Source organism: Streptomyces collinus Tu 365 (assembly GCF_000444875.1).
Taxonomy (GTDB): Bacteria; Actinomycetota; Actinomycetes; order Streptomycetales; family Streptomycetaceae; genus Streptomyces; species Streptomyces collinus_A.
This window is the reverse complement of the sequence record NC_021985.1, coordinates 3,046,243-3,072,011: the sequence shown is the minus strand read 5'-3', so window position 1 is coordinate 3,072,011 and position 25,769 is coordinate 3,046,243. Positions and strand designations below refer to the sequence as shown.

Annotated in this window: 22 protein-coding genes; 18 read left to right on the top strand and 4 right to left on the bottom strand. The window is 73.1% G+C overall.

The genetic code is table 11. The features are described 5' to 3' along the window. Positions 1-233: 233 nt before the first annotated feature. The 4 genes from B446_RS39200 to B446_RS38170 are packed head-to-tail and all read left to right on the top strand — an operon-like array spanning position 234 to position 5,801. Entirely contained in the window at positions 234-377 is a 144-nt protein-coding gene (locus B446_RS39200; protein ID WP_158506752.1) for a hypothetical protein, read from the top strand. Then, a complete protein-coding gene (locus tag B446_RS13255; RefSeq protein WP_020939952.1) occupies positions 377-2,659 on the top strand; it encodes a TOMM precursor leader peptide-binding protein in 2,283 nt (760 codons plus the stop codon). The genes B446_RS39200 and B446_RS13255 overlap by 1 nt, the downstream gene beginning before the upstream one ends. Before the next feature lie 43 nt (positions 2,660-2,702). Further along, positions 2,703-3,380, top strand: coding sequence for a hypothetical protein (locus tag B446_RS13250; protein ID WP_020939951.1), 678 nt, complete (start codon positions 2,703-2,705; stop codon positions 3,378-3,380). Positions 3,381-3,431: 51 nt separating this feature from the next. Then, complete coding sequence (locus tag B446_RS38170; RefSeq protein ID WP_020939950.1) at positions 3,432-5,801, top strand: sensor histidine kinase; 2,370 nt, start codon at positions 3,432-3,434, stop codon at positions 5,799-5,801. 34 nt (positions 5,802-5,835) lie between these two features. Here the strand turns inward: B446_RS38170 and B446_RS13240 are convergent, their stop codons facing one another. After that, a complete protein-coding gene (locus B446_RS13240; protein WP_043475513.1) occupies positions 5,836-6,450 on the bottom strand; it encodes a response regulator transcription factor in 615 nt (204 codons plus the stop codon). Positions 6,451-6,703: 253 nt separating this feature from the next. Between B446_RS13240 and B446_RS13235 the strand changes: the two genes are divergently transcribed. The 7 genes from B446_RS13235 (at position 6,704) to B446_RS13205 (ending at position 13,191) form a co-directional block, all read left to right on the top strand. After that, positions 6,704-6,997: a DUF6059 family protein gene (locus B446_RS13235; RefSeq protein ID WP_020939948.1), complete on the top strand. Its 294-nt coding sequence runs from the start codon at positions 6,704-6,706 to the stop codon at positions 6,995-6,997. 105 nt (positions 6,998-7,102) lie between these two features. Further along, on the top strand, positions 7,103-8,815 hold the full coding sequence (locus B446_RS13230; protein ID WP_020939947.1) for an AMP-binding protein: 1,713 nt from the start codon (positions 7,103-7,105) through the stop codon (positions 8,813-8,815). Further along, positions 8,812-10,533, top strand: a complete 1,722-nt coding sequence (locus B446_RS13225; protein WP_020939946.1) for an acyl-CoA dehydrogenase — start codon at positions 8,812-8,814, stop codon at positions 10,531-10,533. Before B446_RS13230 ends, B446_RS13225 begins: the two co-directional genes overlap by 4 nt. After that, entirely contained in the window at positions 10,530-11,357 is an 828-nt protein-coding gene (locus B446_RS13220; RefSeq protein ID WP_043475510.1) for a 4'-phosphopantetheinyl transferase family protein, read from the top strand. The genes B446_RS13225 and B446_RS13220 overlap by 4 nt, the downstream gene beginning before the upstream one ends. A gap of 55 nt (positions 11,358-11,412) precedes the next feature. Next, on the top strand, positions 11,413-11,658 hold the full coding sequence (locus B446_RS13215) for a hypothetical protein (RefSeq protein ID WP_043475509.1): 246 nt from the start codon (positions 11,413-11,415) through the stop codon (positions 11,656-11,658). 48 nt (positions 11,659-11,706) lie between these two features. After that, positions 11,707-12,696 carry a DNA polymerase III subunit delta gene (gene holA, locus B446_RS13210; RefSeq protein WP_193384456.1) on the top strand — a complete coding sequence of 330 codons (990 nt, stop codon included), beginning with the start codon at positions 11,707-11,709 and terminating at the stop codon, positions 12,694-12,696. Positions 12,697-12,795: 99 nt separating this feature from the next. Beyond that, positions 12,796-13,191, top strand: a complete 396-nt coding sequence (locus tag B446_RS13205; protein WP_043478175.1) for a nuclear transport factor 2 family protein — start codon at positions 12,796-12,798, stop codon at positions 13,189-13,191. Between the two features lie 193 nt (positions 13,192-13,384). Here the strand turns inward: B446_RS13205 and rpsT are convergent, their stop codons facing one another. Beyond that, positions 13,385-13,651, bottom strand: coding sequence for a 30S ribosomal protein S20 (rpsT, locus tag B446_RS13200; RefSeq protein ID WP_020939941.1), 267 nt, complete (start codon positions 13,649-13,651; stop codon positions 13,385-13,387). 226 nt (positions 13,652-13,877) lie between these two features. On the opposite strand from rpsT, the gene lepA reads away from it, so the two are divergent. The 5 genes from lepA (at position 13,878) to B446_RS13175 (ending at position 21,897) form a co-directional block, all read left to right on the top strand. Further along, positions 13,878-15,752 carry a translation elongation factor 4 gene (lepA, locus tag B446_RS13195; protein WP_020939940.1) on the top strand — a complete coding sequence of 625 codons (1,875 nt, stop codon included), beginning with the start codon at positions 13,878-13,880 and terminating at the stop codon, positions 15,750-15,752. A gap of 261 nt (positions 15,753-16,013) precedes the next feature. Continuing rightward, entirely contained in the window at positions 16,014-17,885 is a 1,872-nt protein-coding gene (locus tag B446_RS13190; protein ID WP_020939939.1) for an AMP-dependent synthetase/ligase, read from the top strand. 184 nt (positions 17,886-18,069) lie between these two features. Next, a complete protein-coding gene (locus tag B446_RS13185; protein WP_020939938.1) occupies positions 18,070-19,938 on the top strand; it encodes a SpoIIE family protein phosphatase in 1,869 nt (622 codons plus the stop codon). A gap of 27 nt (positions 19,939-19,965) precedes the next feature. Further along, the gene (hemW, locus tag B446_RS13180; protein WP_020939937.1) at positions 19,966-21,198 is read left to right on the top strand and encodes a radical SAM family heme chaperone HemW; all 1,233 of its coding nucleotides are present in this window, start codon (positions 19,966-19,968) and stop codon (positions 21,196-21,198) included. A 120-nt stretch (positions 21,199-21,318) separates the two neighbouring features. Further along, positions 21,319-21,897 (top strand): Uma2 family endonuclease, encoded by a 579-nt coding sequence (locus tag B446_RS13175; RefSeq protein ID WP_078614696.1) that lies wholly within the window; start codon positions 21,319-21,321, stop codon positions 21,895-21,897. On the opposite strand, the gene B446_RS13170 is transcribed toward B446_RS13175, so the two are convergent. Together B446_RS13170 and B446_RS13165 are read right to left on the bottom strand one after the other, a co-directional pair. Next, complete coding sequence (locus tag B446_RS13170; RefSeq protein WP_020939935.1) at positions 21,875-22,684, bottom strand: DUF3097 domain-containing protein; 810 nt, start codon at positions 22,682-22,684, stop codon at positions 21,875-21,877. The two genes, B446_RS13175 and B446_RS13170, sit on opposite strands and share 23 nt — an antisense overlap. A gap of 34 nt (positions 22,685-22,718) precedes the next feature. Continuing rightward, on the bottom strand, positions 22,719-23,447 hold the full coding sequence (locus B446_RS13165; RefSeq protein WP_020939934.1) for an MBL fold metallo-hydrolase: 729 nt from the start codon (positions 23,445-23,447) through the stop codon (positions 22,719-22,721). 162 nt (positions 23,448-23,609) lie between these two features. Here B446_RS13165 and hrcA point away from each other — a divergent pair, with 162 nt between their 5' ends. Both hrcA and dnaJ read left to right on the top strand, forming a co-directional pair. Further along, on the top strand, positions 23,610-24,626 hold the full coding sequence (gene hrcA / locus B446_RS13160) for a heat-inducible transcriptional repressor HrcA (protein WP_020939933.1): 1,017 nt from the start codon (positions 23,610-23,612) through the stop codon (positions 24,624-24,626). Continuing rightward, positions 24,627-25,763, top strand: coding sequence for a molecular chaperone DnaJ (gene dnaJ, locus B446_RS13155; protein WP_020939932.1), 1,137 nt, complete (start codon positions 24,627-24,629; stop codon positions 25,761-25,763). It begins immediately after the preceding gene. Positions 25,764-25,769 lie beyond the last annotated feature (6 nt).

The following is a 25,769-nucleotide window of genomic DNA, read 5'->3' as shown; positions in this document are numbered from 1 at the left end:
CGAAGCTCTCATCGGGGTCCGTTCCCGGCCAGTGCGAGGCTCCTGAACCCGGCATGCGGCTCTCCCGTGACAGGTGTGAAAGTTTCATGTGCATCGCGTGACCGTGGCACTGGGGAGGCGCGGGTTCCGGCGGCAGGGTTCTCGGTGTCGGCACGACCGGAAACCGAGTGCCGGCGGGGGGTTCCCCCCAACGTCAGCTCACTGACCAAGGGATGGATGTCATGCAGGGGAACATGATTGTCACGGGTGCCGGCCAGGACGACCTCGTCATCGAGGAGTTCGGGCGCAGCGCGATCGTCGGGCAGGCGCCGAAGCTGTGCCTCGGCTGCGGAGTGGCGCTGCCGGAGTCCGCCAAGTCCGCCCCGTACACCGCCTGATGGGCGTCGGCCGGACCGCCGTCCCGCTGCTGGGGTTCAAGCCGCACCTGCGGGTCGAGCAGGTGCCCGGTGAAGCGGTCTACCTGATCTCCGACCAGCGGGTGACCGCCCTGCACGGCCAGCAGATCAGCCGGCTCGCGCCCCTGCTGGACGGCACCCGGCCGCTGGAGCGGATCGCCCGCGACGCCGCGGACACGCTGCCCGCCGGACAGGCGGCCCGGCTGGTGTCCCGGCTGAGCGGCGCCGGACTGCTGTGCAACCGTGCCGAGCGCGTCGTGGAGCCGGAGCGGGCGGCCGAGGAGGCCTACTGGGAGGCGGGCGGCCTGGACGGCGACCGCGCCGCGGCCGCCCGCACGGACGGGACGGTCCAGGTGCTCGCGGTGGGGGGTGTGGACGCCGCCGAGCTGTCCGCCTGCCTCGAGGCCGTCGGCCTCGCGACGGCCGAGCCCGGGCGCGAGGCGGACGCCGCCCTCGCGGTGGTCCTCTGCGACGACTACCTCGACCCGGCGCTCGCCGCCGTGGACGCCGAGTTCCGCGCGGCCGGCCGGCGCTGGCTGCCGGTGAAGACCGAGGGCACCGAGCTGTGGCTGGGCCCGTTCCTCGGCGGCGGCGACGGCCCCTGCTGGTCCTGCCTGGCCGAACGCCTGTGGCGGTCCCGCCCCGTGGAGGCGCACATCCAGCGGATGCTGGGCCGGTCCGGCCCGGTGCCGCGCCCCTCCTGCTCGCTGCCCGCGTCCCGGCTGACGGCGCTGCACCTGGCCGCGCTGGAGGCCGCCAAGTGGCTGGCCGGATACCGGCACGCCGGCCAGCAGGCGCTGCGCACCCTCGACAGCCTGACGCTGGCCGGGGAGCGGCATCCGGTGAGCCTGCGCCCGCAGTGCGCGACGTGCGGCGAGCCGGGCATGGCCGCCGCCCAGGTGCGGGCCCCCGTGGTGCTGCGCTCCCGGCTCAAGACGGACACCGGCGGCAACGGCCACCGCAGTCTCGGCCCGCGGCAGCTCCTGGACCGCTACGGGCACCTGGTGGACCCGGTCACCGGGCTGGTCCGCGAGATCACCCGCTATCCGTGCGGTCCCGAGTTCCTCAACTCCTACTGCGCCGGGCTCAACCCGGCCGTCGCCGGCCAGGGGATCGGGGCGATCCGCGGCGGGCTGCGCGCCGCCGTGGGCGGCAAGGGGGCCACCGCGCTCCAGGCCCGGGTGAGCGCGCTGGCGGAGGCGCTGGAGCGGCACTCCGGGTACGCGGAGGGCGGCGAGGCGACGGTACGCGGCAGCTACCGCGCGCTTCAGGACCGCGCCGTCCACCCCGACACCGTCCAGCTGTACGACCCGAGGCAGTACGCCGGACGCGCCGAGTGGAACGAGGCCCACGGGCCGTTCCAGTATGTGTGCGAGCCCTTCGACGACGACCGGGAGACGGACTGGACACCCATGTGGTCGCTGACCGAACGGCGCCAGAGACTGCTGCCGACGGCACTGCTCTACTACGGGGTGCCGCAGCCGCAGGACGCCTTCACCTGTCTGGCCACCTCCAACGGCACGGCGGCGGGGGGCACCCTGGAGGACGCCGTGCTCCAGGGGTTCCTGGAACTCGTCGAACGCGACGCCCTCGCCCTGTGGTGGTACAACCGCACCCGGCACCCCGCGGTGGACCTGGACGCCTTCGACGACCCCTGGATCACCGAACTCCGCCGCGTGCACGCCTCGCTGGGCCGTGAGGTCTGGGTGCTCGACATCACGGCCGACCTCGGCATCCCGGTGATGGCCGCGGTCTCCCGGCGCACCGACGGCGGACCGGAGCACATCATGTTCGGCTTCGGCGCCCACCTCGATCCGCGCGTCGCCCTGCGGCGCGCCCTGACCGAGCTGAACCAGATGATGCCGCACGTCCTCGAGGACACCCCCGAGGGCATGGCCGTCACCCGGGACGCCGAGGTCGCCCACTGGCTGCGGACCGCCACCACGGCCGCCCACCCGTACCTGCTGCCGGACGGCTCGTCCCCCACCGGGCCCGGCACGCACGCGTACACCCCGCGCGACGATCTGCGCGAGGACGTCGAGGCCGCCGTGGCCCTCCTGCGGGAGCACGGGATGGAGCTGCTCGTGCTGGACCAGACCCGTCCCGACGTGGGCCTCCCCGTGGTCCGGGTGGTCGTGCCCGGCCTGCGCCCGCATTGGGCCCGGTTCGCCCCGGGCCGTCTCTTCGACGTGCCGGTGGCGCTGGGCAGACGCGCCGAACCCACCAGGTACGAGGACCTCAACCCCGTACCGCTGTTCCTGTAGCCCACCGCCCGGCCTCACCCCCCGTACACCCGGAAGGACCCCCATGCGCATCGACCGGCTCGCGGCCCCCGAACTCTCGGAGCTGTGGTCGCTGCGCGAGGACGTCACGGTCGGGTTCGACGGCGACGACGTGCTGCTGCGCACGCCGTGGGGCCGGCGTACCGTCCCGCGGCCCGCGCGCTCTGTCCGCGAGGCGCTGCGCCGGATGCTGCTCGGTCCGGTCTCCCTCGCCAACGTGGTCCCCGGATTCCCCGGCTACGACGTCCCCGAGGAGCACTGGGACGACGCGTCCCGGGAGCTGCTCACCGTCCTCGACGCGCACCAGGACGTGGTGGTCCGGCACCTGGCGGTCGGTGCCACCGTGTGCCTGAGCGTGCTGCCCGTCGCGCCCCGGGCCGGCTTCCGCCCGACGTCCGCGGAGCCGGGCGGCCGGGCGCGGCTGCGGGACGACGTCCTGGTCCGGCGCGAGGGACGCACCACGGTCCTGCACTCGCCGCGCCTGCACCACCGCCTCGAACTGCACGGTCCCGAGGCCGAACGCCTCCTCCACTGGCTGAGCGGCCGTCGCGACGGCACCCCGGCACATCCCCCGCCGGCCGTCGCCCGCGCCGCACGCTGTTACGCGGCCGCCGCCGGACTGCTCGCCGAACGCGTCGCGCCCGGCGGCGGATCGCCGGGGTTCGCTCAGGGGCTACTGAACGGAAAAGAAGATTCTTTATGATTCCGGATCGGGACTGTGCTGTGACCAAGCACTGTGGACCATGGGGGAATTTTGGGAATACTCGAAGTCGGCCGCGCGGACGGACCATCCGCGCCGGCCGGCAGTCAAGAACTACCGCCGCGTAAGGCGGTAGTCGTCACCGCGGTCGTTCTCGTCGGATTCTTCGTCATCGACGGCTCGTACGTCTGGGCCGAACACCCGCCCACGTGGCAGCTCGGCGCCGCCCTGTTCGGCTTCGCGGCCATCCTCCTGCTGCAACTGGGGCACTCCTTCCCCAGGTTGTTCCCCGTCGCGCCCCGCTACCGGGCCGTGACCTGGGTGCTGCAGGGCCTGCTCGCCTATCTGCCGATCACACGGTTCGGCGAGGCGTGGGGCGGTATGACGGAGTTTCTGACGGCCTCGGCGGTACTCGTGTTCCCGGCCGCGATCGGCTGGCCCCTGTTCTGCCTCTGCGCCGTCGGGGACATCGCGGTCTTCCTGCACTTCGCCGGCGGCTGGGCCACGATCGCGTACAACACGACGGAGGCCGTGCTGATCCCGCTGATCGTGATCGGCCTGTCGCGGATGTCGGGCATGATCGCCCATCTGCACCGCTCCCGCGCCGAACTCGCCCGGCTCGCCGTCGACGGCGAACGGCTGCGTTTCGCACGGGACCTGCACGACGTGCTCGGCTACAGCCTCTCGGCGGTCTCCCTGAAGTGCGAACTGGCCTACCGTCTGCTGGCGGACGCCCCGGCGCTGGCGCGGGACGAACTGACCGGGGTGCTGCGCACCTCCCGCAAGGCGCTGGCCGACGTGCGGTCGGTGAGCAGGGGGTACCGGGAGATGTCGCTCTCCGGTGAGGCGGACGCGGCCGTGTCGATGCTGGCCGCGGCCGGGATCAGGGCCGACGTGGGCTACGACTGCGGGCAGTTGCCGGGTCCGGTGGACACCGCGCTCGCGGCGGTGCTGCGCGAGGGCCTGACGAACATGCTCCGGCACAGCAAGGCCGAGCACTGTGTGATCAGGGCCGAGGCCCATGACGCCACCGCGCGCCTGAGCGTCGTCAACGACGGCGTCGGACGCGCGTCCCGGGTCGTGCACTCGGTCGCCGACGGGGGGCTCGCCGTCCTGGAACGGCGGATCCGCGCGCTCGGCGGTTCGCTCCGTCACGCACCGGACGCCGACGGCTGGTTCCGCATCGAGGCCGCGGTGCCGCTGAGCGAGCCGGCCCCGCCCGAGCCCGCCGACTCCCGTCCCGCCCGGCGCGCCGCGTCCGGCGACGACGAGGCGCAGACGTACGAGTGCGTGTACCCGGACATGGTGCCGACGGCGGCCACGGCGATCACCTCCGCCGTCCTCCTCGGCTACTTCGTGGCCTCGGCGGTCCTCGCCCTCTCCTTCGAACCGGGCCCCGGACGGACGGCCGCGACCGCGGCCTGGCTCGTGGGCGCCTGCGCCCTCCAGGTCGCCCAGTCGTTCCACTGGCGCCTGCCGTGGTCGGCGAGGTGGGCCGGATGGCCGCGGTACGCGGCGCTCGCACTGCAGGCGGCGTTCCAGTTCGTCCCGTTCCTGCTGTTCGGGATCGAGTGGCTGGGACTGCCCGGCTTCGTCGCGGGCTCCGCCCTCCTCGTGCTGCCCGCTGCCGCCGCCTGGCCGGTGGCCGCCGGCGTCGTCGCGAGCAGCACGCTCGCGCTCTACCTCGTCGGCAACGCCACCCAGGACATCATCTACCTGTCCGCCTACGACGTGATCTGCGCACTGGTCGTCTTCGGCCTGTCCCGCATGGCCCAGCTCGCCTTCGAACTGCACTGGTCGCGCGCCGAGATCGCCCGGCTCGCCGTGATCACCGAACGCCTCCGCTTCGCCCGTGACCTGCACGACCTGCTCGGGTTCAGCCTCTCCGCGATCACCCTCAAGTGCGAACTGGTCCGCAGGCTGGCCGAGGACAAGCCGGTGCAGGCCCAGGGGGAACTCACCGAGGTGCTCCAGATCGTCCGGCAGGCGCTGGCCGACGTACGGACCGTGGCGGGCGGCACCCACCGGATGAGCCTGAGCGCGGAGGCGGAGAGCGCGGTGACCATGCTGGCCGGCGTGGGCATCCGGGCACAGGTCCGGCTCGACTGCGGCGAGCTGCCCGGCGACGTCGACACCGTCCTCGCGACCCTGCTGCGGGAGGGGATGACCAACGTCCTGCGGCACAGCCAGGCCAAGCGGTGCCTGATCACCGCCGAGCGCGTGGCGGGGGCGGTACGGCTCTCGCTGGTCAACGACGGGGTGGACGGCTCCGGAGAGCCCGTGCTGGAATCCCGTGGCGGCGGGAGCGGCATCGGGAACCTGTCGACCCGCGTGACGGCGGTCGGCGGCTCCCTCTCGGCGGGACCGCGTACGGACGGCTGGTTCGAACTGGCGGCGGAGGTCGAGCTCGTGCCGGCGGCTTAGCCGCGCACCGGGGCGCCGGCCCGGTCCGGCGCCCCTAGAGCGCCCGCAGCCAGCCCGCCTCGCGGGCGATGCGGATCGCGTCCACCCGGTTGCGGGCGTTGAGTTTGCTGACGGCCGAGGTCAGGTAGTTGCGCACGGTCCCGGAGGACAGGTGGAGCCGCGAGGCGATGTGGGACGGCTCGTGACCCTCCGCCGCGAGTTGCAGGACCTCCTGCTCCCGCACGGTGAGCGGGGACGGCCCGGAGTCCAGCGTGGCGAGGGCCAGTTGGGGGTCGATGACCCGCTCGCCCGCGGCGACCTTGCGGATCGCGTCGCACAGCGCGTCGGGGTCGGAGTCCTTCGGCAGGAAGCCGGAGACGTGGGCCGCCAGGGCCCGCCGCAGGTTCCCGGGTCTGCCCAGGCTGGTGAGGATCAGGGTGCGGCACTCCGGCACGGATTCGTGCAGCGCGGCCGCGGCGGTGATGCCGTCGGTGCCGGGAAGGTCGATGTCGAGAACGGCGACGTCCGGTCGCAGCGCGAGGGCGGTCGGCACGATGTCGGAGCCGGACGACAGCTCCGCCACGATCTCCAGTCCCGCTTCCAGCTGGATCAGTGAGACCAGCGCCTTGCGCAGCATGTGCATGTCCTCGGCTATGAGAACGCGTACCACTCATGCCCCCCGTGTCTCAGTTGAATCAGACTCGGCCAAGTATGCCGCACCCACCGATCGATAAGGATGGCCAAAATCAGTTGCGTCGCGACACGCCCTTTCGCGACCTCTCCACCGAAGTTCCAGTGGTTCTCCGGCACTTCTCCGGCCTGTCCTCCCATCCTCCCTGCCACCCCGGCCGCCGACCGGCCGGAGGTGAAGGGAGAGGCGACCGAGATGAACGGATACCGCGGCTTGAAAGGTGTGCTCTGACATGGCCCGATGGAAGCGTCCCGGCCACTGGCGCCGCCGGCTCGGCCGCTGGCTGCGACCGGTGGGACACGCCCTCATGGTCCACGGCGGCGTCGATCTGTACCTCGCGGCGGCCGACAGCACCGGGGCCCGGCTCCGCGGCCTCGACGACGGCTTCCGGCTGATGGTCGCCGTCGACGCCGACGGCCCGCCGCCCGGCCATCCGGAACGACTGCGCCCCGACCTCCCGCTCAGTGAGCAGGAGATGAACCTCCTGCACGATCTGCTCGACGGGGCGCCGCGGTTCCGCCGATGACCGGACCGGGACCGACCAGCGCGATCGATCGTCAAGTGTTCGTCAAGGACCGGCACGCAGAGTAGGAGTGGACAGGCATTCGCACCGGCGCAGGGGGAGCAGGGTATGACAGCGGCGACGAGCTTCACACGCGCACTGGCGGAGCGGTTCTCCGCGAGCGCCGGGGACACCGCTCTGCTCTGCCTGGACGAGACCGGCCGGGCCACCGCCCTCGACTACCGCGAACTGGACGCCCGGGCCCGCACCGTGGCCGCCGCGCTGCGCGGGCGCCGGGCCGCCGGCGTCCCGGTCCTGGTCGCCACCGACAGCGGCCCGGACACGGTGGCGGCCCTGCTCGGCTGCCTGTACGCGGGGGCCGTCGCGGTCCCCGTACCTCCGCCGGACGCCTCGCGGGCCGCCGCCGAACGCACCGCCGCCATCGCCGCGGAGACCGACGCGCCCCTGCTGCTCACCCACTCCGCGCACGCCCCCGAGTTCTCCCGCCGGCTCGCCGACGCCGGACGCTCCGCGGTCGTGTGCCTCGCGGTCGACCACCTGCCGGCCGCAGCCGGCGACGGGGAGCCGGCCGCCCCCGGCCCCGGGGACACCGCCCTCATCCAGTACACCTCCGGCAGCACCGCCGCCCCGCGCGGCGTCCGCGTCACGCACGCCAACCTGCTCGCCGTCATGCGGGCGCTCAAGGACGCCCTGCGCACGGACCGGACCGCCCGCATCGGCGGCTGGCTGCCGCTCCACCACGACCTGGGCCTCATCGGCCAGCTCCTGCACCCCCTCTGGCTCGGCGCCACCGCGGTCCTCATGCCCCAGAGCCTGTTCGCCGCCGACCCGCTGCGCTGGCTGCGCGAGGTCGCCCGGCACGGCGTCACCGTCACCGCCGCCCCCGACTCGGCGTACGCCCGCTGCCTGGCCGCCGTCACCGACGCCGACCTCGCGGAGCTCGACCTCGGCCGGCTGGCCGTCGCCGTCAACGCGTCCGAGCCCGTCTCGGCCGTCACCCAGGACGCCTTCGCGCGCCGCTTCGCCGCCGCGGGCCTGCGCACCGGCGCACTGGTCGCGGGCTACGGCCTCGCCGAGGCGACCCTGCTGGTCAGCGTCGGCGGCCCGGACCCGGCGCGGACCACCACCGTCTGCGCCGCCGCACTGGACCACGGCACGCTCACCCCTCCCGTCCCGGGCCGTGCGGTGCGCACGGTCGTCGGCTGCGGCCGCCCGGCCCCGGACACCGTGCGCATCGTCGACCCGGACACCTCCGCGGTCCTCACGGACGAAACGGTCGGGGAGATCTGGGTCCGCGGCCCCGCGGTCACGGCCGGATACTGGCGCCGCCCCACGGAGACCGCCGCCGCCTTCGCCGCGGTCACCGCCCGCGGCGAACACGGCTTCCTGCGCACCGGCGACCTCGGTGCCCTGTCCGACGGCGAGCTGTACGTCACCGGCCGCATCAAGGACGCCCTCCTGATCGACGGCCGGACCCTGCACCCCCAGGAGGCCGAACGCCAACTGGCGCGCACCGGAGCCCCGTTCGGCTCGGCCGTCGTGCTCGCCGCTGCTGCCGAACGGGAGGAGATCGTGGCCATCCAGGAGGTCCACGGCACCGGCTGGAGCACCCGGCAGCTGGCCGAACTGGCCGACCGGGTGCGGGGCCGGCTGCACGGCGAGTTCGGCGCCGACCCCGGCCGGGTGGTCCTGGTCCGCCCCGGCACCGTCCGCCGCACGACCAGCGGCAAGGTCCGCCGCTCCCTGATGCGCGACCTGTACCTGCGCGGCGAGTTGAGGCCGCTGTACGCCCGCGCGGCGGAGGGAGGGCTCAGCCCGTGACCGTGGAACTCCGTGAGCGGGACGACGTCCGCCACCGGGCCGCCCGCCTCGAACGCCGGTTCGGCGACCCCGGCGACCCCGCCAACCCCCTCGGCTTCCGGGCCCTCCTCGCCGCCGACGACGCCTGCGAACTCCTGCCGGAGGCGGAGGCGTTGCTCGACGACGAGGGGTTCGGCGCGGAGCTGGTCCCGGTCGCGCTCGGCGGCCGGCTGCACGACGCCGAGAGCCTCGTCCACATGCTGCGCCCCGTCTTCCGCCGCGACATGGCCCTCGGCTTCGGGTACGGCATCACCTCGCTGTTCGCGGCGGCCCCGGTCTTCGCCGCCGGATCGCCGGCCCAACGCGCCCACGTGGCAGGGCTGCTGGCCTCCGGCGGCCGGGCCGCGATCGTGCACCGCTCCCTCGCGCACGGCACCGCGATGCTCCGCGGCGAGGTCGACGCCCTGCCCGACGGCGACGGCTACCTGCTGCGCGGCCGCAAGGACGTCGTCGTCAACGCCGACCGGGCGGGCGCGGTCGTCGCCTACGTCCGGACCGACCCCGCGCCCGGCCCGGCCGCCCACTCGGTGCTGCTCCTCGACCCCCACGCCCTGCGCGGCGACGGGCTCGGACTGCTCGGCCGCCGCCCCACCACCGGCATGCGCGGCTGCCGCTTCGCCGGATACGAGTTCGAGGACTGCCGGGTCCCCGGCACCGCCCTGGTCGGCGCGGAGGGCGCCGGCGTACGCCTCGCCCTGCGCACCTTCCAGCTCAACCGCACCCTCATCACCGGCGCGGTGATCGCCTCCGTGGACACCGTGCTGCGCTCGGCGCTGCGCACCGCCCTCGCCGCCGGCGCCCTCGGCCGACGGCAGCGCGGCGTCCTGGCGGGCGTGTTCGCGGACCTCCTGGCGAGCGACAGCTGCGCCACCGCCGTACTGCGCGCCCTGTCCCTGCTCCCGGACAGCGCCCATCTGGCCGCGGCCGGACTCAAGTACCTCGTGCCCGACCTGCTCCGCGACGATCTCGAGGAGCTGGCCACCGTGCTCGGCGCCGGCGGCTACAGCCGCGACACCGACCAGGGCATGCTCTCCAAACTGCTGCGCGACCTGCCCGCCGCCGGTCTCGGTCACGCCGGCACCGCCTCCTGCCAGGCCGTAGTCGTCCCCCAGCTGCCCCTGCTCGCCCGCACCTCCTGGGGCGTCGAACCCGAGCCCGCCGACGCCCTCTTCGCCCCCGGCGCCCGGGTCCCCGCCCTCGACCTCACCGCCCTCCAGGTGGCCGGCGGCGGCGACTTCCTGGCCGCGGCGCTCGGCGCCGGCGCCGACCGCCTCGCCGGGGACACCGCCCCGGGCCCGTACGGCTCGGTCCTGCGCACCATGGCCACCGCCTTCCGGGACGCCCTGCGGGAACTGCGCGACGACTGCCGCGCCGTGGAGCCGGGCGACCGGGCGGCCCTCACCGGCCCCGCCATGGCCGCACGCGCCGACCGCCACGCGGTGCTCTGCGTCGTCGGAGCCGCCCTCGCCACCTGGGAACGGCACACCGAGGGCTTCCTCGCCGAGCCGGCCTGGCTCGTGCTGGCGCTGCACCGGCTGGGCCGCCGGCTCGGCCTCACCCTGCCGCCCCTCCCCGCGGACTGCGTCGACCGCGTGATGGAGGAACTGCTGGCGCGCTTCGCCGCCGGCCGCGGTCTCGACCTTCACGACGCGCCCCTGGCGGAAGCAGGTACCCCGTGAACAGTCCCGCAGTGGCGGCGCCCCTGCACATGCCCGGGCCGGACGGCCCGTGGAGCCGGGTCAGGCAGTCCATGGCCTGGCACGGCCACGTCGTCGTCCACGCGTCGTGGCGCGGCTGGCTGCCCGCCACCCTGGCCGACCCCCGGCTGCGCCCGGTGCTCGGCGCCCGCGACTGGCAGCGGCTGCACGCCCTGACCGACCCGCAGGCCCGCGACCGCTTCGCGGCCTCCCGGCTGCTGCTGAAGCACACGGCCGGTGCCGTCCTGCAGACCCCGCCGGACGCGGTGGAACTCGCGTCCAAGGCGGGCGGGCGGCCGTACCTGCGGGGTTGCGACCAGATCGAGGTGAGCCTCAGCCACACCGGCGACCTGCTGGTGGTGGGCCTGAACCGGCGCGGCCGGATCGGCGTCGACACCGAGCGGGGCGACCGCCGCATCCAGTACTCGGCGGTCGAGCGCCATGTGTGCACCCCGGCCGAGCGCCGCCGCCTGGCCGCCCTCCCCGAGGAGGAACAGCAGCGCGACCTCCTGCGCACCTGGGTCCTGAAGGAGGCCTACACCAAGGCGCTCGGGCAGGGCATGCGGATGGGCTTCACCCAGTTCGGCTTCGACCCGGACCACCGCGCGCTGCTCACCCCGACGGGCACCCCGGCCTCGCACGGCGAGTGGTCCTTCGGCACCTTCGCGCTGGACGGCGGCCATCTGATCGGCGTGGCCTGCCACGACGCGGGCTACGGCGACGAGGGCGACACGGCGGTCTCCACCATGCTCGACGAGGGGTTCCTCGGCGAGGTCGTCGACCTGCTCGGCCGGACCTCCCGCTGAGCACGGGAGCGCGGGCGCGGCGGGCCCCTGCCGCGCGTACCGGACAATGAACCCCGTGAGCGATGTGAGACATGTGCTGGTCCTGCCCGACCGCGAGGCCGCGGACGAGGCGGCACGGGCACTGGAGGGGCGGTTCGGCCTCGACGAGGAACCGCGGATCGTGCGGGACGCGCTGGCCGGGGAGGACGACGCCGAGGACGCCCAGTGGCTGGTCGTGCTGACGGACGCGGAGGAGCGCCTCGACGCGGCGGCGCTCGACTCCTTCGCGGGGGAGTGGGACGGCTGGCGGGAGGAGCCGTGATCCGGCGGCGCGGACGCGTTGTCGGTGCCGCGTGGGATGCTGTCCGTGATGGCCAAGAAGACCGCTGACGACGACCTCCTCGCCCCCGTCACCCTGGCGGTGGGCCAGGAGGACCTGCTGCTCGACCGTGCCGTGCAGGGGGTGGTGGCCGCCGCGAGAGCCGCCGACGCCGACACGGACGTCCGGGACCTGACCCCGGACCAGTTGCAGCCCGGCACGCTCGCCGAGCTGACCAGCCCGTCGCTGTTCGCAGAGCGCAAGGTCGTGGTGGTGCGCAACGCGCAGGACCTGTCGGCCGACACGGTCAAGGACGTGAAGGCGTACCTCGGGTCGCCCGCCGAGGAGATCACGCTCGTGCTGCTGCACGCGGGCGGCGCGAAGGGCAAGGGGCTGCTGGACGCCGCGCGCAAGGCCGGGGCGCGGGAGGTGGCCTGCCCGAAGATGACCAAGCCGGCGGACCGGCTGGCGTTCGTGCGGGGCGAGTTCCGGTCCTTCGGGCGGTCGGCGACGCCGGAGGCGTGCCAGGCGCTGTGCGACGCCATCGGCAGTGATCTGCGGGAGCTGGCCTCGGCGGCGTCCCAGCTGGTGGCGGACGTCGAGGGGACGATCGACGAGGCGGTCGTCGGGAGGTACTACACCGGGCGGGCCGAGGCGTCGAGTTTCACGGTCGCCGACCGGGCGGTGGAGGGCCGTACGGCGGAGGCCCTGGAGGCGCTGCGCTGGTCGCTGGCCACCGGCGTGGCCCCCGTGATGATCACCAGCGCGCTGGCCCAGGGGGTGCGCGCGATCGGGAAGCTGTCGTCGGCGCGCGGTGGCCGGCCCGCCGACCTGGCCCGTGAGCTGGGGATGCCGCCGTGGAAGATCGACCGGGTCCGCCAGCAGATGCGCGGCTGGACGCCGGACGGGGTTTCCGTGGCCCTGCGGGCGGTCGCGGAGGCCGACGCCGGGGTGAAGGGCGGGAGCGACGACCCCGAGTACGCCCTGGAGAAGGCGGTCGTGACCATCGCGCGGGCCGCGCGGTCCCGGGGCCGGGGCTGAACCGCCCGGCGCGGTGATCCAGTCGCCGCGCGCGGGCCGGCGAGGAGAATCGGAGCTGTCAGCCCCACCTCGCCGACGCGTGGAAAGGTGGCGATCGCCATGGCTGAACACCCGCACGCGACCCTCGTCCGCAAGGGGTACGACGCCTTCCTCCGCGTCGACATGGACGCCCTGCGCGGGCTGATGACGGCCGACGTCACGCACCATGTCCCCGGCCGGCACCCGCTGTCCGGGGACTTCAAGGGGCAGGACGCGGTCATCGGCATGTACGAGCGGCTCTTCCAGGAGACCGGCGGCAGCTTCCGCGCGGACCTGCGCGGTGTGTTCGTCGACGGCCGGGGGCACGCGGTCGCGCTGCACCACATCACCGCGGAGCGCGCGGGCAGGCGTCACCACGAGGACGGCTGCCTGGTCCTGCGGATCGTCGGGGACAAGATCACCGACATCGACGAGTGCGTACCGGACCTCGGCGAGAACGACGACTTCTGGGCCTGAGCCCCGGTGCGGGCATGCCGAAGGCCCCGGTGTCCGCCCTGGGGAAGGGAGGGTGCCGGGGCCTTCGGATCAAGCTGCCGGATCCGCGCCCGCGTGGCGAACGCAGGCCGCGCGCGGATCCTGGGGTGCCGGTCGGGAGCGGATGAGAGAGGGCCCGCTCTGGGTCCTTCCGGCGGTCAGATCAGTAAGGGTCTCAGCCCTTGAGCGCGACGACCTTGGAAGCAAGCGCCGACTTCTTGTTGGCGGCCTGGTTCTTGTGGATGACGCCCTTGGAGACGGCCTTGTCGAGCGCACGCGCGGCAACGCGCTGCAGCTCGGTGGCCTTCTCGACGTCACCCGCGGCAGCGGCCTCGCGGGCCTTGCGGATCGCGGTCTTCAGGGAGGACTTGACGGCCTTGTTGCGCTGCCGAGCCTTCTCGTTGGTCTTGATCCGCTTGATCTGGGACTTGATGTTCGCCACGAAGGAGCCTTTTCAGGTTCAGGAACGGGGCCGCTCGGGTCCCGTACCGGTGATCCAAAATTTCTCTGACGTGCCTCGCGCCGAGAGGGCATGAGGCACAGCCATCTACAGTACCAGTGGCCCTGCGAGCGGCCCAAAACGGTCCCCGGTCCCGCCGCGTGGGACCATGGAGACTACGTATCGATCCGACCCGAGGCATAAGGCGCCTCAAGAGACAGGACCCTGCGTGCCCGCGACCCCTAACCATGTGCCCGAGCCGAGCCGTACCGACCCGGCTCTGATCCGCAATTTCTGCATCATCGCGCACATCGACCACGGCAAGTCCACGCTCGCCGACCGGATGCTCCAGCTGACCGGTGTGGTCGAGCAGCGGCAGATGCGTGCTCAGTACCTCGACCGTATGGACATCGAGCGCGAGCGCGGCATCACGATCAAGTCCCAGGCGGTGCGTCTGCCCTGGGCCCCGACCGAGGGCCCCGACCAGGGCACGGCCCACATCCTCAACATGATCGACACCCCGGGGCACGTCGACTTCACCTACGAGGTCTCGCGGTCGCTGGCCGCCTGCGAGGGGACCATCCTCCTCGTCGACGCCGCCCAGGGCATCGAGGCGCAGACCCTCGCCAACCTCTACCTGGCGATGGAGAACGACCTCACGATCATCCCCGTGCTGAACAAGATCGACCTGCCGGCCGCGCAGCCGGAGAAGTTCGCCGAGGAGCTGGCGAACCTGGTCGGCTGTGACCCGGAGGACGTGCTCAAGGTCTCCGCGAAGACCGGTCTCGGCGTCGACGCGCTGCTGAACAAGGTCGTCAAGGAGATCCCGCCGCCGGTCGGCGTCGCCGACGCGCCCGCGCGCGCGATGATCTTCGACTCGGTCTACGACTCCTACCGCGGTGTCGTGACGTACGTGCGTGTCATCGACGGCCAGCTCAACAGGCGCGAGCGCATCCGCATGATGTCGACGGGCGCCACGCACGAGCTGCTGGAGATCGGTGTCACCTCGCCCGAGATGCTGCCGGCCGACGGGCTCGGGGTCGGTGAGGTGGGCTACCTCATCACCGGCGTGAAGGACGTCCGCCAGTCGAAGGTCGGTGACACCGTCACCAGCCAGGCCAAGGGCGCCACCGAGGCGCTCGGCGGTTACAAGGACCCGAAGCCGATGGTCTTCTCGGGTCTGTACCCGCTGGACGGCTCCGACTACCCGGAGCTGCGCGAGGCCCTCGACAAGCTCCAGCTCAACGACGCCGCGCTGGTCTACGAGCCGGAGACGTCCGCGGCCCTGGGCTTCGGCTTCCGCGTCGGCTTCCTCGGCCTGCTGCACCTGGACGTGATCCGGGAGCGGCTGGAGCGCGAGTTCGGCCTCGACCTGATCGCGACCGCGCCGAACGTGGTCTACCGCGTGGTCATGGAGGACGGGACCGAGCACACGGTCACCAACCCCAGCGAGTTCCCCGAGGGCAAGATCGACGAGGTGTACGAGCCGGTCGTGCGCGCCACCATCCTGGCGCCGACCGAGTTCATCGGCTCGATCATGGAGCTGTGCCAGACCCGGCGCGGCACCCTGCTCGGCATGGACTACCTCTCCGAGGACCGGGTCGAGATCCGCTACACCCTCCCGCTCGCGGAGATCGTGTTCGACTTCTTCGACCAGCTGAAGTCCAAGACCCGCGGCTACGCCTCGCTGGACTACGAGCCCACCGGCGAGCAGACGTCGAGCCTGGTCAAGGTCGACATCCTGCTGCACGGCGACAAGGTCGACGCCTTCTCGGCGATCACCCACAAGGACCAGGCGTACGCCTACGGTGTGCGGCTCGTGGCCAAGCTGAAGGAACTCATCCCGCGGCAGGCCTTCGAGGTGCCGGTCCAGGCCGCCATCGGCTCCCGGGTGATCGCCCGTGAGACCATCCGCGCCATCCGCAAGGACGTCCTCGCCAAGTGCTACGGCGGTGACATCTCCCGTAAGCGGAAGCTGCTGGAGAAGCAGAAGGAAGGCAAGAAGCGGATGAAGATGGTGGGTTCCGTGGAGGTTCCGCAGGAGGCCTTCATCGCGGTGCTCTCCAGCGATGACAGCGCGGGGTCGGCCAAGAGCAAGAAGTAACCAGGGGTAACAACGGGTCGTGTCCGCATTCCGGGCATCCGGGGGCTCGTCGTACGAAAGTGCGGCGGGCCCCTGTGCGTGCGTAGCGTCGCTCTGCGTGGAAAGTGACAGGCCGATGCCCCTTACGCAGCGGGCGGTCGCGCCTTACTCTGATCCCCTGCTCAGTAGTTACTCGCGAGTTAAACAAGCGCGCGAACCCCACCGTGAGTCAACCCCAGCCGCACCGAGCCAGCCGCACTGTCGCGGGCCCCGGAGGATGTCGTGAGCGACACACAGACCTTGATCGAGAACCGTCCGCCGTCCGTCGCGGCCCTCTTCCTCGAGCGCGTGGCGGCCACACCGGACGCCGAGGCCTACCGCTACCCCTTGCCGTCCACCGGGCAGGGCCCCGACGACTGGAAGTCGCTGAGCTGGGGCGAGGCGGCGCAGCGGGTGTACGCGATCGCGGCCGGGCTCATCGAACTGGGCCTCGGGCCGGAGCAGCGGGTGGCGCTGGCGTCCTCCACCCGCGTCGAGTGGATCCTCGCCGACCTCGGCATCATGTGCGCGGGCGGCGCCACCACGACCATCTACCCGCAGACCAACGCCGACGAGTCGGCGTTCATCCTCGCCGACTCCGAGAGCCGGGTGCTGATCGCCGAGGACGCGGCCCAGGCCGCCAAGGCGGTGGAGAAGCGCGCCGAGCTGCCCGCCCTGACCAAGGTCGTCGTCATCGACTCCGCCGGCGTCGAGACGGACGACTGGGTGACCACGCTCACCGAACTGGAGCAGCGCGGCACCGCCTACCTGGAGAAGCACCCGCAGCTGATCAAGGAGCGGGTCGGCGCGATCACCAGGGACCAGCTCGCGACCCTCATCTACACCTCCGGCACCACCGGCCGCCCCAAGGGCGTCAGGCTCCCGCACGACAACTGGTCGTACATGGCGAAGGCCATCGCGGCGACCGGCCTGGTCACCGTGGACGACGTGCAGTACCTGTGGCTGCCGCTCGCGCACGTCTTCGGCAAGGTGCTCACCTCGGGCCAGATCGAGGTCGGCCACGTCACGGCCGTCGACGGCCGCGTCGACAAGATCATCGAGAACCTGCCGGTGGTGCAGCCGACGTACATGGCGGCCGTGCCGCGGATCTTCGAGAAGGTCTACAACGGCGTCGCGGCCAAGGCCCGCGAGGGCGGCGCGGCCAAGTACCGGATCTTCCAGTGGGCCGCCGAGGTCGCCCGCGAGTACGCCAAGGTCACCCAGGACAACTTCCGCCGCACCGGCACCGCCACGGCCCCGTTCGGGCTCGCCGCCAAGCACAAGGTGGCCGACGCCCTCGTCTACGCCAAGCTCCGCGAGGCCTTCGGCGGCCGGCTGCGCGCCTGTGTCTCCGGCGCCTCCGCGCTCGCGCCCGAGATCGGCTACTTCTTCGCCGGCGCCGGCATCCACATCCTGGAGGGCTACGGCCTCACCGAGTCCTCCGCGGCCTCCTTCGTCAACCCGGGCGAGGCGTACCGGACCGGCACGGTCGGCAAGCCGCTGCCCGGCACCGAGGTCCGCATCGCCGACGACGGCGAGATCCTGCTGCGCGGCCCCGGCATCATGGACGGCTACCACCAGCAGCCGGAGAAGACCGCCGAGGTGCTGGAGTCGGACGGCTGGTTCCACACCGGTGACATCGGCGAGCTGTCGCCCGACGGCTACCTGCGCATCACCGACCGCAAGAAGGACCTCATCAAGACCTCCGGCGGCAAGTACGTCGCCCCCGCCGAGGTCGAGGGCCAGTTCAAGGCGGTGTGCCCCTACGTCTCCAACATCCTGGTGCACGGCGCCGACCGGAACTACTGCACCGCCCTCATCGCGCTCGACGAGCCCTCCATCCTGCAGTGGGCCAAGGACAACGGCCTCGAGGGCAGGTCCTACGCCGAGGTCGTCGCCGCGCCGCAGACCGTCGAGATGGTCGACGGGTACGTCAAGGAGCTCAACGAGGGCCTGCAGCGCTGGCAGACCATCAAGAAGTTCCGGCTGCTGCCGCGCGACCTGGACGTGGAGCACGGCGAGATCACGCCGAGCCTGAAGCTGAAGCGGCCGGTGGTCGAGCGGGAGTACAAGGGCCTGATCGACGAGATGTACGCGGGCACGCGGGAGGCCTGAGCCGGCCGCCCGGTCCCGGAGGGCGTCCGGCCCTCCGGGACCGGCGCACGCCCGAAACAGAGGGAAAGGCTCGATTTCCGACCGCCTTCGGGCATCTCCCTAGCACAGTTCTCACGGGCGGCTGTCCACTTCGGTAACTCACCGCTTAGGACCCGGGTCTTTCTGTCACCCTGGCCGCATGGACATGGCTGCGATACCGACGCAGCGGGAGACCGGCTCCCGGGCCTGTGACGCGCCCGCGCACCCCGGCGCGTGCGCGCGCGCCCGGGGGCGCGCCACCCTGCCCGGCAGCCCCCTCGCGCCCGGCTCCGCCCGTGCCCTGCTGCGCGCCGCGTTCGCCGAGTGGGCCGACCAGGGCCTGACCGAGCCCGCGTCCGCCGCCCGGCTGGCCGAGGACGCCATGGCCGTCGTCAGCGAACTCGTCACCAACGCCGTCCTGCACGCGGGCACCGAGGTGGTGGTCGACTGGCGCCTGGAGGAGACCGGCGCGTTCGTCGTGGAGGTCGACGACCAGCACCCGGCCCGCGCCCCGCGCGACCCCGTCGGCGAGCCGCCGTCCGAGGCGTCCGGGCACGGGCGCGGGCTGCGCCTGGTCGCCGCACTCGCCGAGTCCTGGGGCGTCACCTACCGCACCGACGCCAAGACGGTGTGGGCCCGGCTGCCCGCCGGCGGCCGGGCGCGCCCCCGCCCGCCGGCCGCCGCGCCCGCCCTGGAGACCGCCGAGGCTCTCGCCCCCCGCCCGTACGGCACCGCGGACGGCCGGGACTGGCTGGGCCGGGGCGCGCTGACCTTCCTCGCCGAGGCATCCGACCTGCTGGCCGGGCAGCTGGACGAGAGCCTGGTCACGGCCCTCACCGGCCAGCTCATCGTGCCCCGGCTGGCCGACTGGTGCGCGGTGTGGCTGGAGGACGAGGCGACCGTGCGCGGCGGCGATGGCAACGCGCCCGCCCGGGTCTGGCACGCCAGCGAGGACCGCGCCGAGGAACTGGCCCGCGCCCTGGAGAAGGAACCGCCGTGCCCCCGGGAGGGCCTCAGGTCCGGTCCCGAGCCCTACCCGTGGCCCGGCGAGGCGCTCGGCCCGCGGGGCGCCCACGGCACGGCGCTCTCCTACCGGCTCATCGCGGGCGGCCGCCCGCTGGGCACGCTGGTGATCGGGCGCTGTGCCCTCGAGCGCTTCCCGGACGAGGTCACCGGCCTGGTGGAGGACCTCGGGCGCCGGGTGGCCCTCGCCATCGGAGCGGCCCGCCAGTACGCCCGGCAGGCCACCATCAGCGCCGTCCTGCAGCGCGGCCTGCTGCCCGGCGCGGTCGCCGAGATCCCCGGGGTGAGCAGCGCGCTCGTCTACGAGCCCCGCGACCAGGGCGGCCCGAGCGGCGACTTCTACGACCTGTTCCCAGCGGGCGACGGCCGCTGGTGCTTCGCGGTGGGCGACGTGCAGGGGAAGGGCCCCGAGGCTGCGGTCGTGATCGGCCTCGCCCGCCCCTGGCTGCGGCTGCTGGCCCGCGAGGGCTACCGGGTCGCCGACGTCCTCGACCGGCTCAACCAGCTCCTGCTGGACGACGCCACCGAGGCCGCCGACGCGGCCGCCCGCGCGCTCGTCGCCGCCGGCGCCCGTCCCCTGGTCGCCGGGGACGGCCCGCAGACCCGCTTCCTGTCGCTCCTCTACGGCGAGCTGACCCCGCACGACGGAGGGGTCCGCTGCACGCTCGCCTCCGCCGGACACCCGCTGCCGCTGCTCCTGCGCCCCGACGGCGAGGTGTGCACGGCCGCCCGCCCGCAGACCCTGCTCGGCGTGGTGGAGGACGAGACGTACACCAGCGAGACCGTCGAGCTCGGGCCCGGCGACAGCCTGCTGTGCGTCACCGACGGCGTCACCGAGCGCCGCTCCGGCTCCCGCCAGTTCGACGACGGCGACGGGCTGGCGCGGGCCCTGTCCGGCTGCGCGGGGCTGAGCGCCGAGCTGATCGCGGAAAGGATCCGCCGCCTGGTGCACGAGTTCGGCGGCGGCCTGCCCGAGGACGATCTGGCCCTGCTGGTGCTCCAGGCCGGGTGACCGCCGCCGTACGGGACAATGGGGGACATGCCTTCCGCACTTCCCGACGGCGAGCCCGTCCCCGCCGACGGCGCGCTGCCCGCCGCCGCGCTCGCCGGGGCCGCCGAGCGCCCCCTCGGCTTCTACCTGCACGTCCCGTACTGCGCCACCCGCTGCGGCTACTGCGACTTCAACACGTACACCGCGTCCGAGCTGCGCGGCACGGGCGGGGTGCTGGCCTCCCGGGACAACTACGCGGACACCCTGACCGACGAGGTCCGGCTCGCCCGCAAGGTGCTCGGCGACGACCCGCGCGAGATCCGCACGGTCTTCGTCGGCGGCGGCACGCCGACGCTGCTGGCCGCCGACGACCTCGTCCGGATGCTGGCCGCCGTGCGCGACGAGTTCGGCCTGGCGCCGGACGCCGAGATCACCACGGAGGCGAACCCGGAGTCGGTGGACCCGGCCTACCTCGCCACGCTGCGGGAGGGCGGCTTCAACCGGATCTCCTTCGGCATGCAGAGCGCCCGGCGGCACGTGCTGAGCGTCCTGGACCGCACCCACACCCCCGGCCGCCCCGAGGCGTGCGTGGCGGAGGCGCGGGCGGCGGGCTTCGAGCACGTCAACCTCGACCTGATCTACGGCACCCCCGGCGAGTCCGACGACGACTGGCGGGCGTCCCTGGACGCGGCCATCGGCGCGGGACCGGACCACGTCAGCGCCTACGCCCTCATCGTCGAGGAGGGCACCCGGCTGGCCCGCCGCATCCGCCGGGGCGAGGTCCCGATGACGGACGACGACGTGCACGCCGACCGCTACCTGATCGCCGAGGAGACCCTGTCGGCGGCGGGCTTCGACTGGTACGAGGTCTCCAACTGGGCCACCTCCGAGGCCGGGCGCTGCCTGCACAACGAGCTGTACTGGCGGGGCGCGGACTGGTGGGGCGCGGGCCCCGGGGCCCACTCGCACGTGGGCGGCGTGCGCTGGTGGAACGTCAAGCACCCGGGCGCCTACGCGGCTGCCCTGGCCTCGGGCCGCTCCCCGGGCGCGGGCCGCGAACTGCTCTCCGACGAGGACCGCCGGGTCGAGCGGATCCTGCTGGAACTGCGGCTGAGCGAGGGCGTCCCGCTCTCCCTGCTCAAGGAGGCCGGCCGCGAGGCCGCCCGCCGCGCCCTGACCGACGGCCTCCTCCAGCAGACCCCCTACACCGAGGGCCGCGCCGCCCTGACCCTGCGCGGCCGCCTGCTGGCGGACGCGGTGGTGCGGGACCTGGTGGACTGAACACGACCGACCGCGGCTGATCACTCCGGCGGGTGAATCGCGGCGAGACACCGGTTCGATCCCTAACCTGGTTCCTGGGCTGCCGTCAAAAGTACGCGGCGGATGTGGAGGGCCACGGAGATGACCGCTGTGGATGAGCGTGGGATGGCCAGGTTCTTCGAGGAGTTCGAGCCTCCCGAGGGCGTCAAGGTCGAGCTTCTGCGGGGGGAAATCGTGATGATGGCCGCTCCCGATCTGGTCCACAACCGGATCGTGACGAACGTGCAGGACCAGATCCCGCCCGCACGGTGGGAGCGGCTCCAGACGACCGACGTGGACATCGCCGGCGAGGCCAGCGAGCCGGTGCCGGACCTGGTGGTGCTGGAGCGCGCGGCGGTCCCGGACTCCGGGCGTCTGGTGCCGTCCCAGCTGGTCACGATGGTGGTCGAGGTGGTGTCCAGGACCAGCGTCGACCGCGACTACGGTGTCAAGCGCTCCATCTACGCCGCCGGCCAGGTACCCGCCTGTCTGATCGTCGACCCGATCGTGGCGCACTGCGTCCTGCTCACCGAGCCCACCGGTGGGGGAGACGACGCCGACTACCAGGCGCAGCGGATCGTCAAGTTCGGTGCGCCGCTGCCGCTGGAGCCCCTCGGCGTGGAACTCGACACCACCGGCTTCGGCACCTACAAGGGCGTCAAGCCCCACCGCCGGCCGTGACGAAGTCGATCAGCTCCTCCACGCGGCCCAGGAGTTCCGGCTCCAGGTCCTTGTAGGAGCGCACGCCGGACAGGATGCGCTGCCAGGCCGCGCCCGTGTTCTCGGGCCAGCCCAGGGCCCGGCACACGCCCGTCTTCCAGTCCTGGCCGCGGGGCACCCGGGGCCAGCCGGGGATGCCCACGGAGGACGGCTTCACCGCCTCCCAGACGTCGATGTAGGGGTGGCCGACCACCAGCGCGTGCTCGCTCGTCACGGCCTCGGCGATCCGCCACTCCTTGGTGCCCGGCACCAGGTGGTCCACCAGGACGCCGAGCCGGGCGTCGGGCCCCGGCGCGAACTCCGCCACGATTCCCGGCAGGTCGTCCACGCCCTCCAGGTACTCCACGACCACGCCCTCGATGCGCAGGTCGTCGCCCCACACCCGCTCGACCAGCTCGGCGTCGTGCCGGCCCTCGACGTAGATGCGGCCGGCGCGGGCCACGCGGGCCCGGGCCCCCGGGACCGCCACCGAACCGGACGCCGTCCGGGTGGGCCGCGGGGGAGCGGCGGCCGGCCGTACGAGGGTGACCGCCCGGCCCTCCAGCAGGAAGCCGCGCGGCTCCAGCGGGAACACCCGGTGCTTGCCGAAGCGGTCCTCCAGCGTCACCGTGCCCGCCTCGCAGCGGATCACTGCGCCGCAGAACCCGGTACCGGCCTCCTCCACCACCAGACCCGGCTCCGCCGCGACCTCCGGGACGGGCTTGGGCTTCTTCCACGGCGGGGTCAGGTCGGCGGAGTACTGGCGCATTCGAGTGACGATAGGAGAAGCCGCCGCCCCAGGCTCACGACACGCCGAAACGCGCCGCCAGCTCGTCGCGCTGCCGCCGTACGAACCCGGCGTCCACCACCGCACCGTGACCGGGCACGTACAGCGCGTCCTCGCCGCCCAGCCCCAGCAGCCGGTCGAGCGCGGCCGGCCACCGCGACGGCACGGCGTCCGGGCCCGCCTGCGGTGTGCCGGACTCCTCGACCAGGTCGCCGCAGAACACCACCTCGGGCGAGCCGGGGACGAGCACCGCCAGGTCGTGCGCGGTGTGCCCGGGCCCCACGTTGGCCAGCAGCGCCTGCCGGCCGTCCCCGAGGTCCAGCGTCAGCTCGCCGGAGACCGGATGCCGGGGTGCGCCCGCCGCCAGCGTGTCCACCGCCTCCTCCGCGTCGTCCGCCGGCAGGCCGTGGCGGACCGCGTCCAGACGCAGCTCCTCGCGCCCGCCGGTGAACACCGCCTCCGCCCCCACCGCCGCGTACACGTCGGCCCCGGCGAACGCGGCCGTGCCGAAGACGTGGTCGAAATGGGGGTGGGTCAGCGCGAGATGGGTCACACGCCGGCCCGCCAGCCGCTCGGCGCACTCCCGCAGCCGGGCGCCCTCGGCCAGGCTCGACCCGGCGTCCACCACCAGCGCCGTGCCGTGCCCGATCACCAGGCCCGCGGTGCAGTCCCAGCCGGGCAGCCGGCACCTGCCGATCCCATCGGCCAGCCGCTCCCATCCCAGCTCTTCCCAAGTCACCGTCATACCGCGACGCTAGCGCTACGACCCCGCACGGCAGGACCGACCTTGCCCAGTGAGTACCCCACGGCCGTACACTGGGCCGGGGAACGCTGGCACTCGGACACGCAGAGTGCCAGATGGACCACTCGAAGGTCCCAGGGGACGACATGCTGGAGGTGTGCGCGGATGCTGAGTGAACGCAGGCTCAAGGTGCTGCGCGCCATCGTCCAGGACTACGTGGGCACCGAGGAGCCGGTGGGCTCCAAGGCGCTCACCGAACGGCACAACCTCGGCGTCTCCCCGGCGACGGTGCGCAACGACATGGCGGCCCTGGAGGACGAGGGCTACATCGCTCAGCCGCACACCAGCGCCGGGCGCATCCCCACCGACAAGGGCTACCGGCTGTTCGTGGACAAGCTCGCGGGCGTCAAGCCGATGACCGGGCCCGAGCGCCGGGCCATCCAGAACTTCCTCGAGGGCGCCGTCGACCTCGACGACGTCGTGGCCCGCACGGTGCGGCTGCTCGCGCAGCTCACCCGGCAGGTCGCCGTCGTGCAGTACCCGTCCCTGACCCGGTCCACCGTCCGGCACGTGGAGCTGCTCTCACTCGCGCCCGCGCGGGTGATGCTCGTGCTGATCACGGACACCGGCCGGGTCGAGCAGCGGATGGTCGACTGCCCGGCGCCGTTCGGCGACGCGTCCCTGGCCGACCTCAGGGCCCGGCTGAACAGCCGGGTCGCCGGCCGCCGGTTCAGCGATGTGCCGCGCCTGGTCGAGGACCTCCCCGAGGGCTTCGAGGCCGAGGATCGCGGTACGGTCTCCACCGTGCTCTCCACTCTGCTGGAGACACTGGTGGAGGAGAACGAGGAGCGGTTGATGATCGGCGGTACCGCCAATCTCACCCGTTTCGGACATGACTTCCCCCTCACGATCCGGCCCGTCCTGGAGGCTCTTGAGGAGCAGGTCGTGCTCCTCAAGCTCCTGGGCGAGGCGAAGGATCCGGGCGTGATGGTGCGCATCGGGCACGAGAACGCCCATGAGGGACTCAACTCCACCTCCGTGGTGTCGGTCGGCTACGGTTCGGGCGGCGAGGCGGTTGCCAAGCTCGGCGTGGTCGGACCGACCCGCATGGACTATCCGGGAACGATGGGAGCGGTACGCGCAGTGGCACGGTACGTCGGACAGATCCTGGCGGAGTCGTAAGTGGCCACGGACTACTACGCCGTTCTCGGCGTGCGCCGCGACGCGTCGCAGGATGAGATCAAGAAGGCGTTCCGTCGGCTCGCGCGCGAGCTGCACCCGGACGTCAACCCCGATCCGAAGACCCAGGAGCGGTTCAAGGAGATCAACGCCGCCTACGAGGTGCTGTCGGACCCGCAGAAGAAGCAGGTCTACGACCTCGGCGGCGACCCGCTCTCCCAGGCGGGCGGCGCGGGCGCGGGCGGCTTCGGCGCCGGCGGCTTCGGCAACTTCTCCGACATCATGGACGCGTTCTTCGGCACGGCGTCGCAGCGCGGACCGCGCTCACGCACCCGGCGCGGCCAGGACGCGATGATCCGCATCGAGGTCGAGCTGGACGAGGCGGCCTTCGGGACGACCAAGGACATCCAGGTCGACACCGCGATCGTCTGCAACACCTGCAACGGCGAGGGCGCGGCGCCCGGCACCAGCGCCCAGACCTGTGACATGTGCCGCGGCCGCGGCGAGGTCTCCCAGGTGACCCGGTCCTTCCTCGGCCAGGTCATGACCTCCCGCCCCTGCCCCCAGTGCCAGGGCTTCGGCACGGTCGTGCCGACCCCCTGCCCGGAGTGCGCGGGCGACGGCCGGATCCGCTCCCGCCGCACCCTGACGGTGAAGATCCCGGCCGGTGTCGACAACGGCACCCGGATCCAGCTCGCCGGCGAGGGCGAGGTCGGCCCCGGCGGCGGTCCGGCCGGCGACCTCTACGTCGAGATCCACGAGCTGCCGCACTCGACCTTCCAGCGGCGCGGCGACGACCTGCACTGCACGGTCACCATCCCGATGACCGCGGCGGCCCTCGGCACCAAGGTGCCGCTGGAGACCCTGGACGGGATGGAGGAGGTCGACATCCGGCCCGGCACCCAGTCCGGCCAGTCGATCCCGCTGCACAACCGGGGCGTCACGCACCTGCGCGGCGGCGGCCGGGGCGACCTGATCGTGCACGTCGAGGTCACCACGCCGACCAAGCTCGACCCCGAGCAGGAGCGGCTGCTGCGCGAGCTGTCGAAGCTGCGCGGCGAGGAGCGGCCCCAGGGTCAGTTCCAGCCGGGCCAGCAGGGCCTGTTCTCACGGCTGAAGGACGCCTTCAACGGGCGCTGACGCCGG

What these genes read in the sequence shown, in the direction of transcription:
- B446_RS39200 (WP_158506752.1), top strand. Translation starts at nt 234, where the DNA reads ATGATTGTCACGGGTGCCGGCCAGGACGACCTCGTCATCGAGGAGTTC.
- B446_RS13255 (WP_020939952.1), top strand. Translation starts at nt 377, where the DNA reads ATGGGCGTCGGCCGGACCGCCGTCCCGCTGCTGGGGTTCAAGCCGCAC.
- B446_RS13250 (WP_020939951.1), top strand. Translation starts at nt 2,703, where the DNA reads ATGCGCATCGACCGGCTCGCGGCCCCCGAACTCTCGGAGCTGTGGTCG.
- B446_RS13235 (WP_020939948.1), top strand. Translation starts at nt 6,704, where the DNA reads ATGGCCCGATGGAAGCGTCCCGGCCACTGGCGCCGCCGGCTCGGCCGC.
- B446_RS13230 (WP_020939947.1), top strand. Translation starts at nt 7,103, where the DNA reads ATGACAGCGGCGACGAGCTTCACACGCGCACTGGCGGAGCGGTTCTCC.
- holA (WP_193384456.1), top strand. Translation starts at nt 11,707, where the DNA reads ATGGCCAAGAAGACCGCTGACGACGACCTCCTCGCCCCCGTCACCCTG.
- B446_RS13205 (WP_043478175.1), top strand. Translation starts at nt 12,796, where the DNA reads ATGGCTGAACACCCGCACGCGACCCTCGTCCGCAAGGGGTACGACGCC.
- B446_RS13185 (WP_020939938.1), top strand. Translation starts at nt 18,070, where the DNA reads ATGGCTGCGATACCGACGCAGCGGGAGACCGGCTCCCGGGCCTGTGAC.
- hemW (WP_020939937.1), top strand. Translation starts at nt 19,966, where the DNA reads ATGCCTTCCGCACTTCCCGACGGCGAGCCCGTCCCCGCCGACGGCGCG.
- B446_RS13175 (WP_078614696.1), top strand. Translation starts at nt 21,319, where the DNA reads ATGACCGCTGTGGATGAGCGTGGGATGGCCAGGTTCTTCGAGGAGTTC.
- B446_RS13170 (WP_020939935.1), bottom strand. Translation starts at nt 22,684, where the DNA reads ATGCGCCAGTACTCCGCCGACCTGACCCCGCCGTGGAAGAAGCCCAAG.
- B446_RS13165 (WP_020939934.1), bottom strand. Translation starts at nt 23,447, where the DNA reads ATGACGGTGACTTGGGAAGAGCTGGGATGGGAGCGGCTGGCCGATGGG.
- hrcA (WP_020939933.1), top strand. Translation starts at nt 23,610, where the DNA reads ATGCTGAGTGAACGCAGGCTCAAGGTGCTGCGCGCCATCGTCCAGGAC.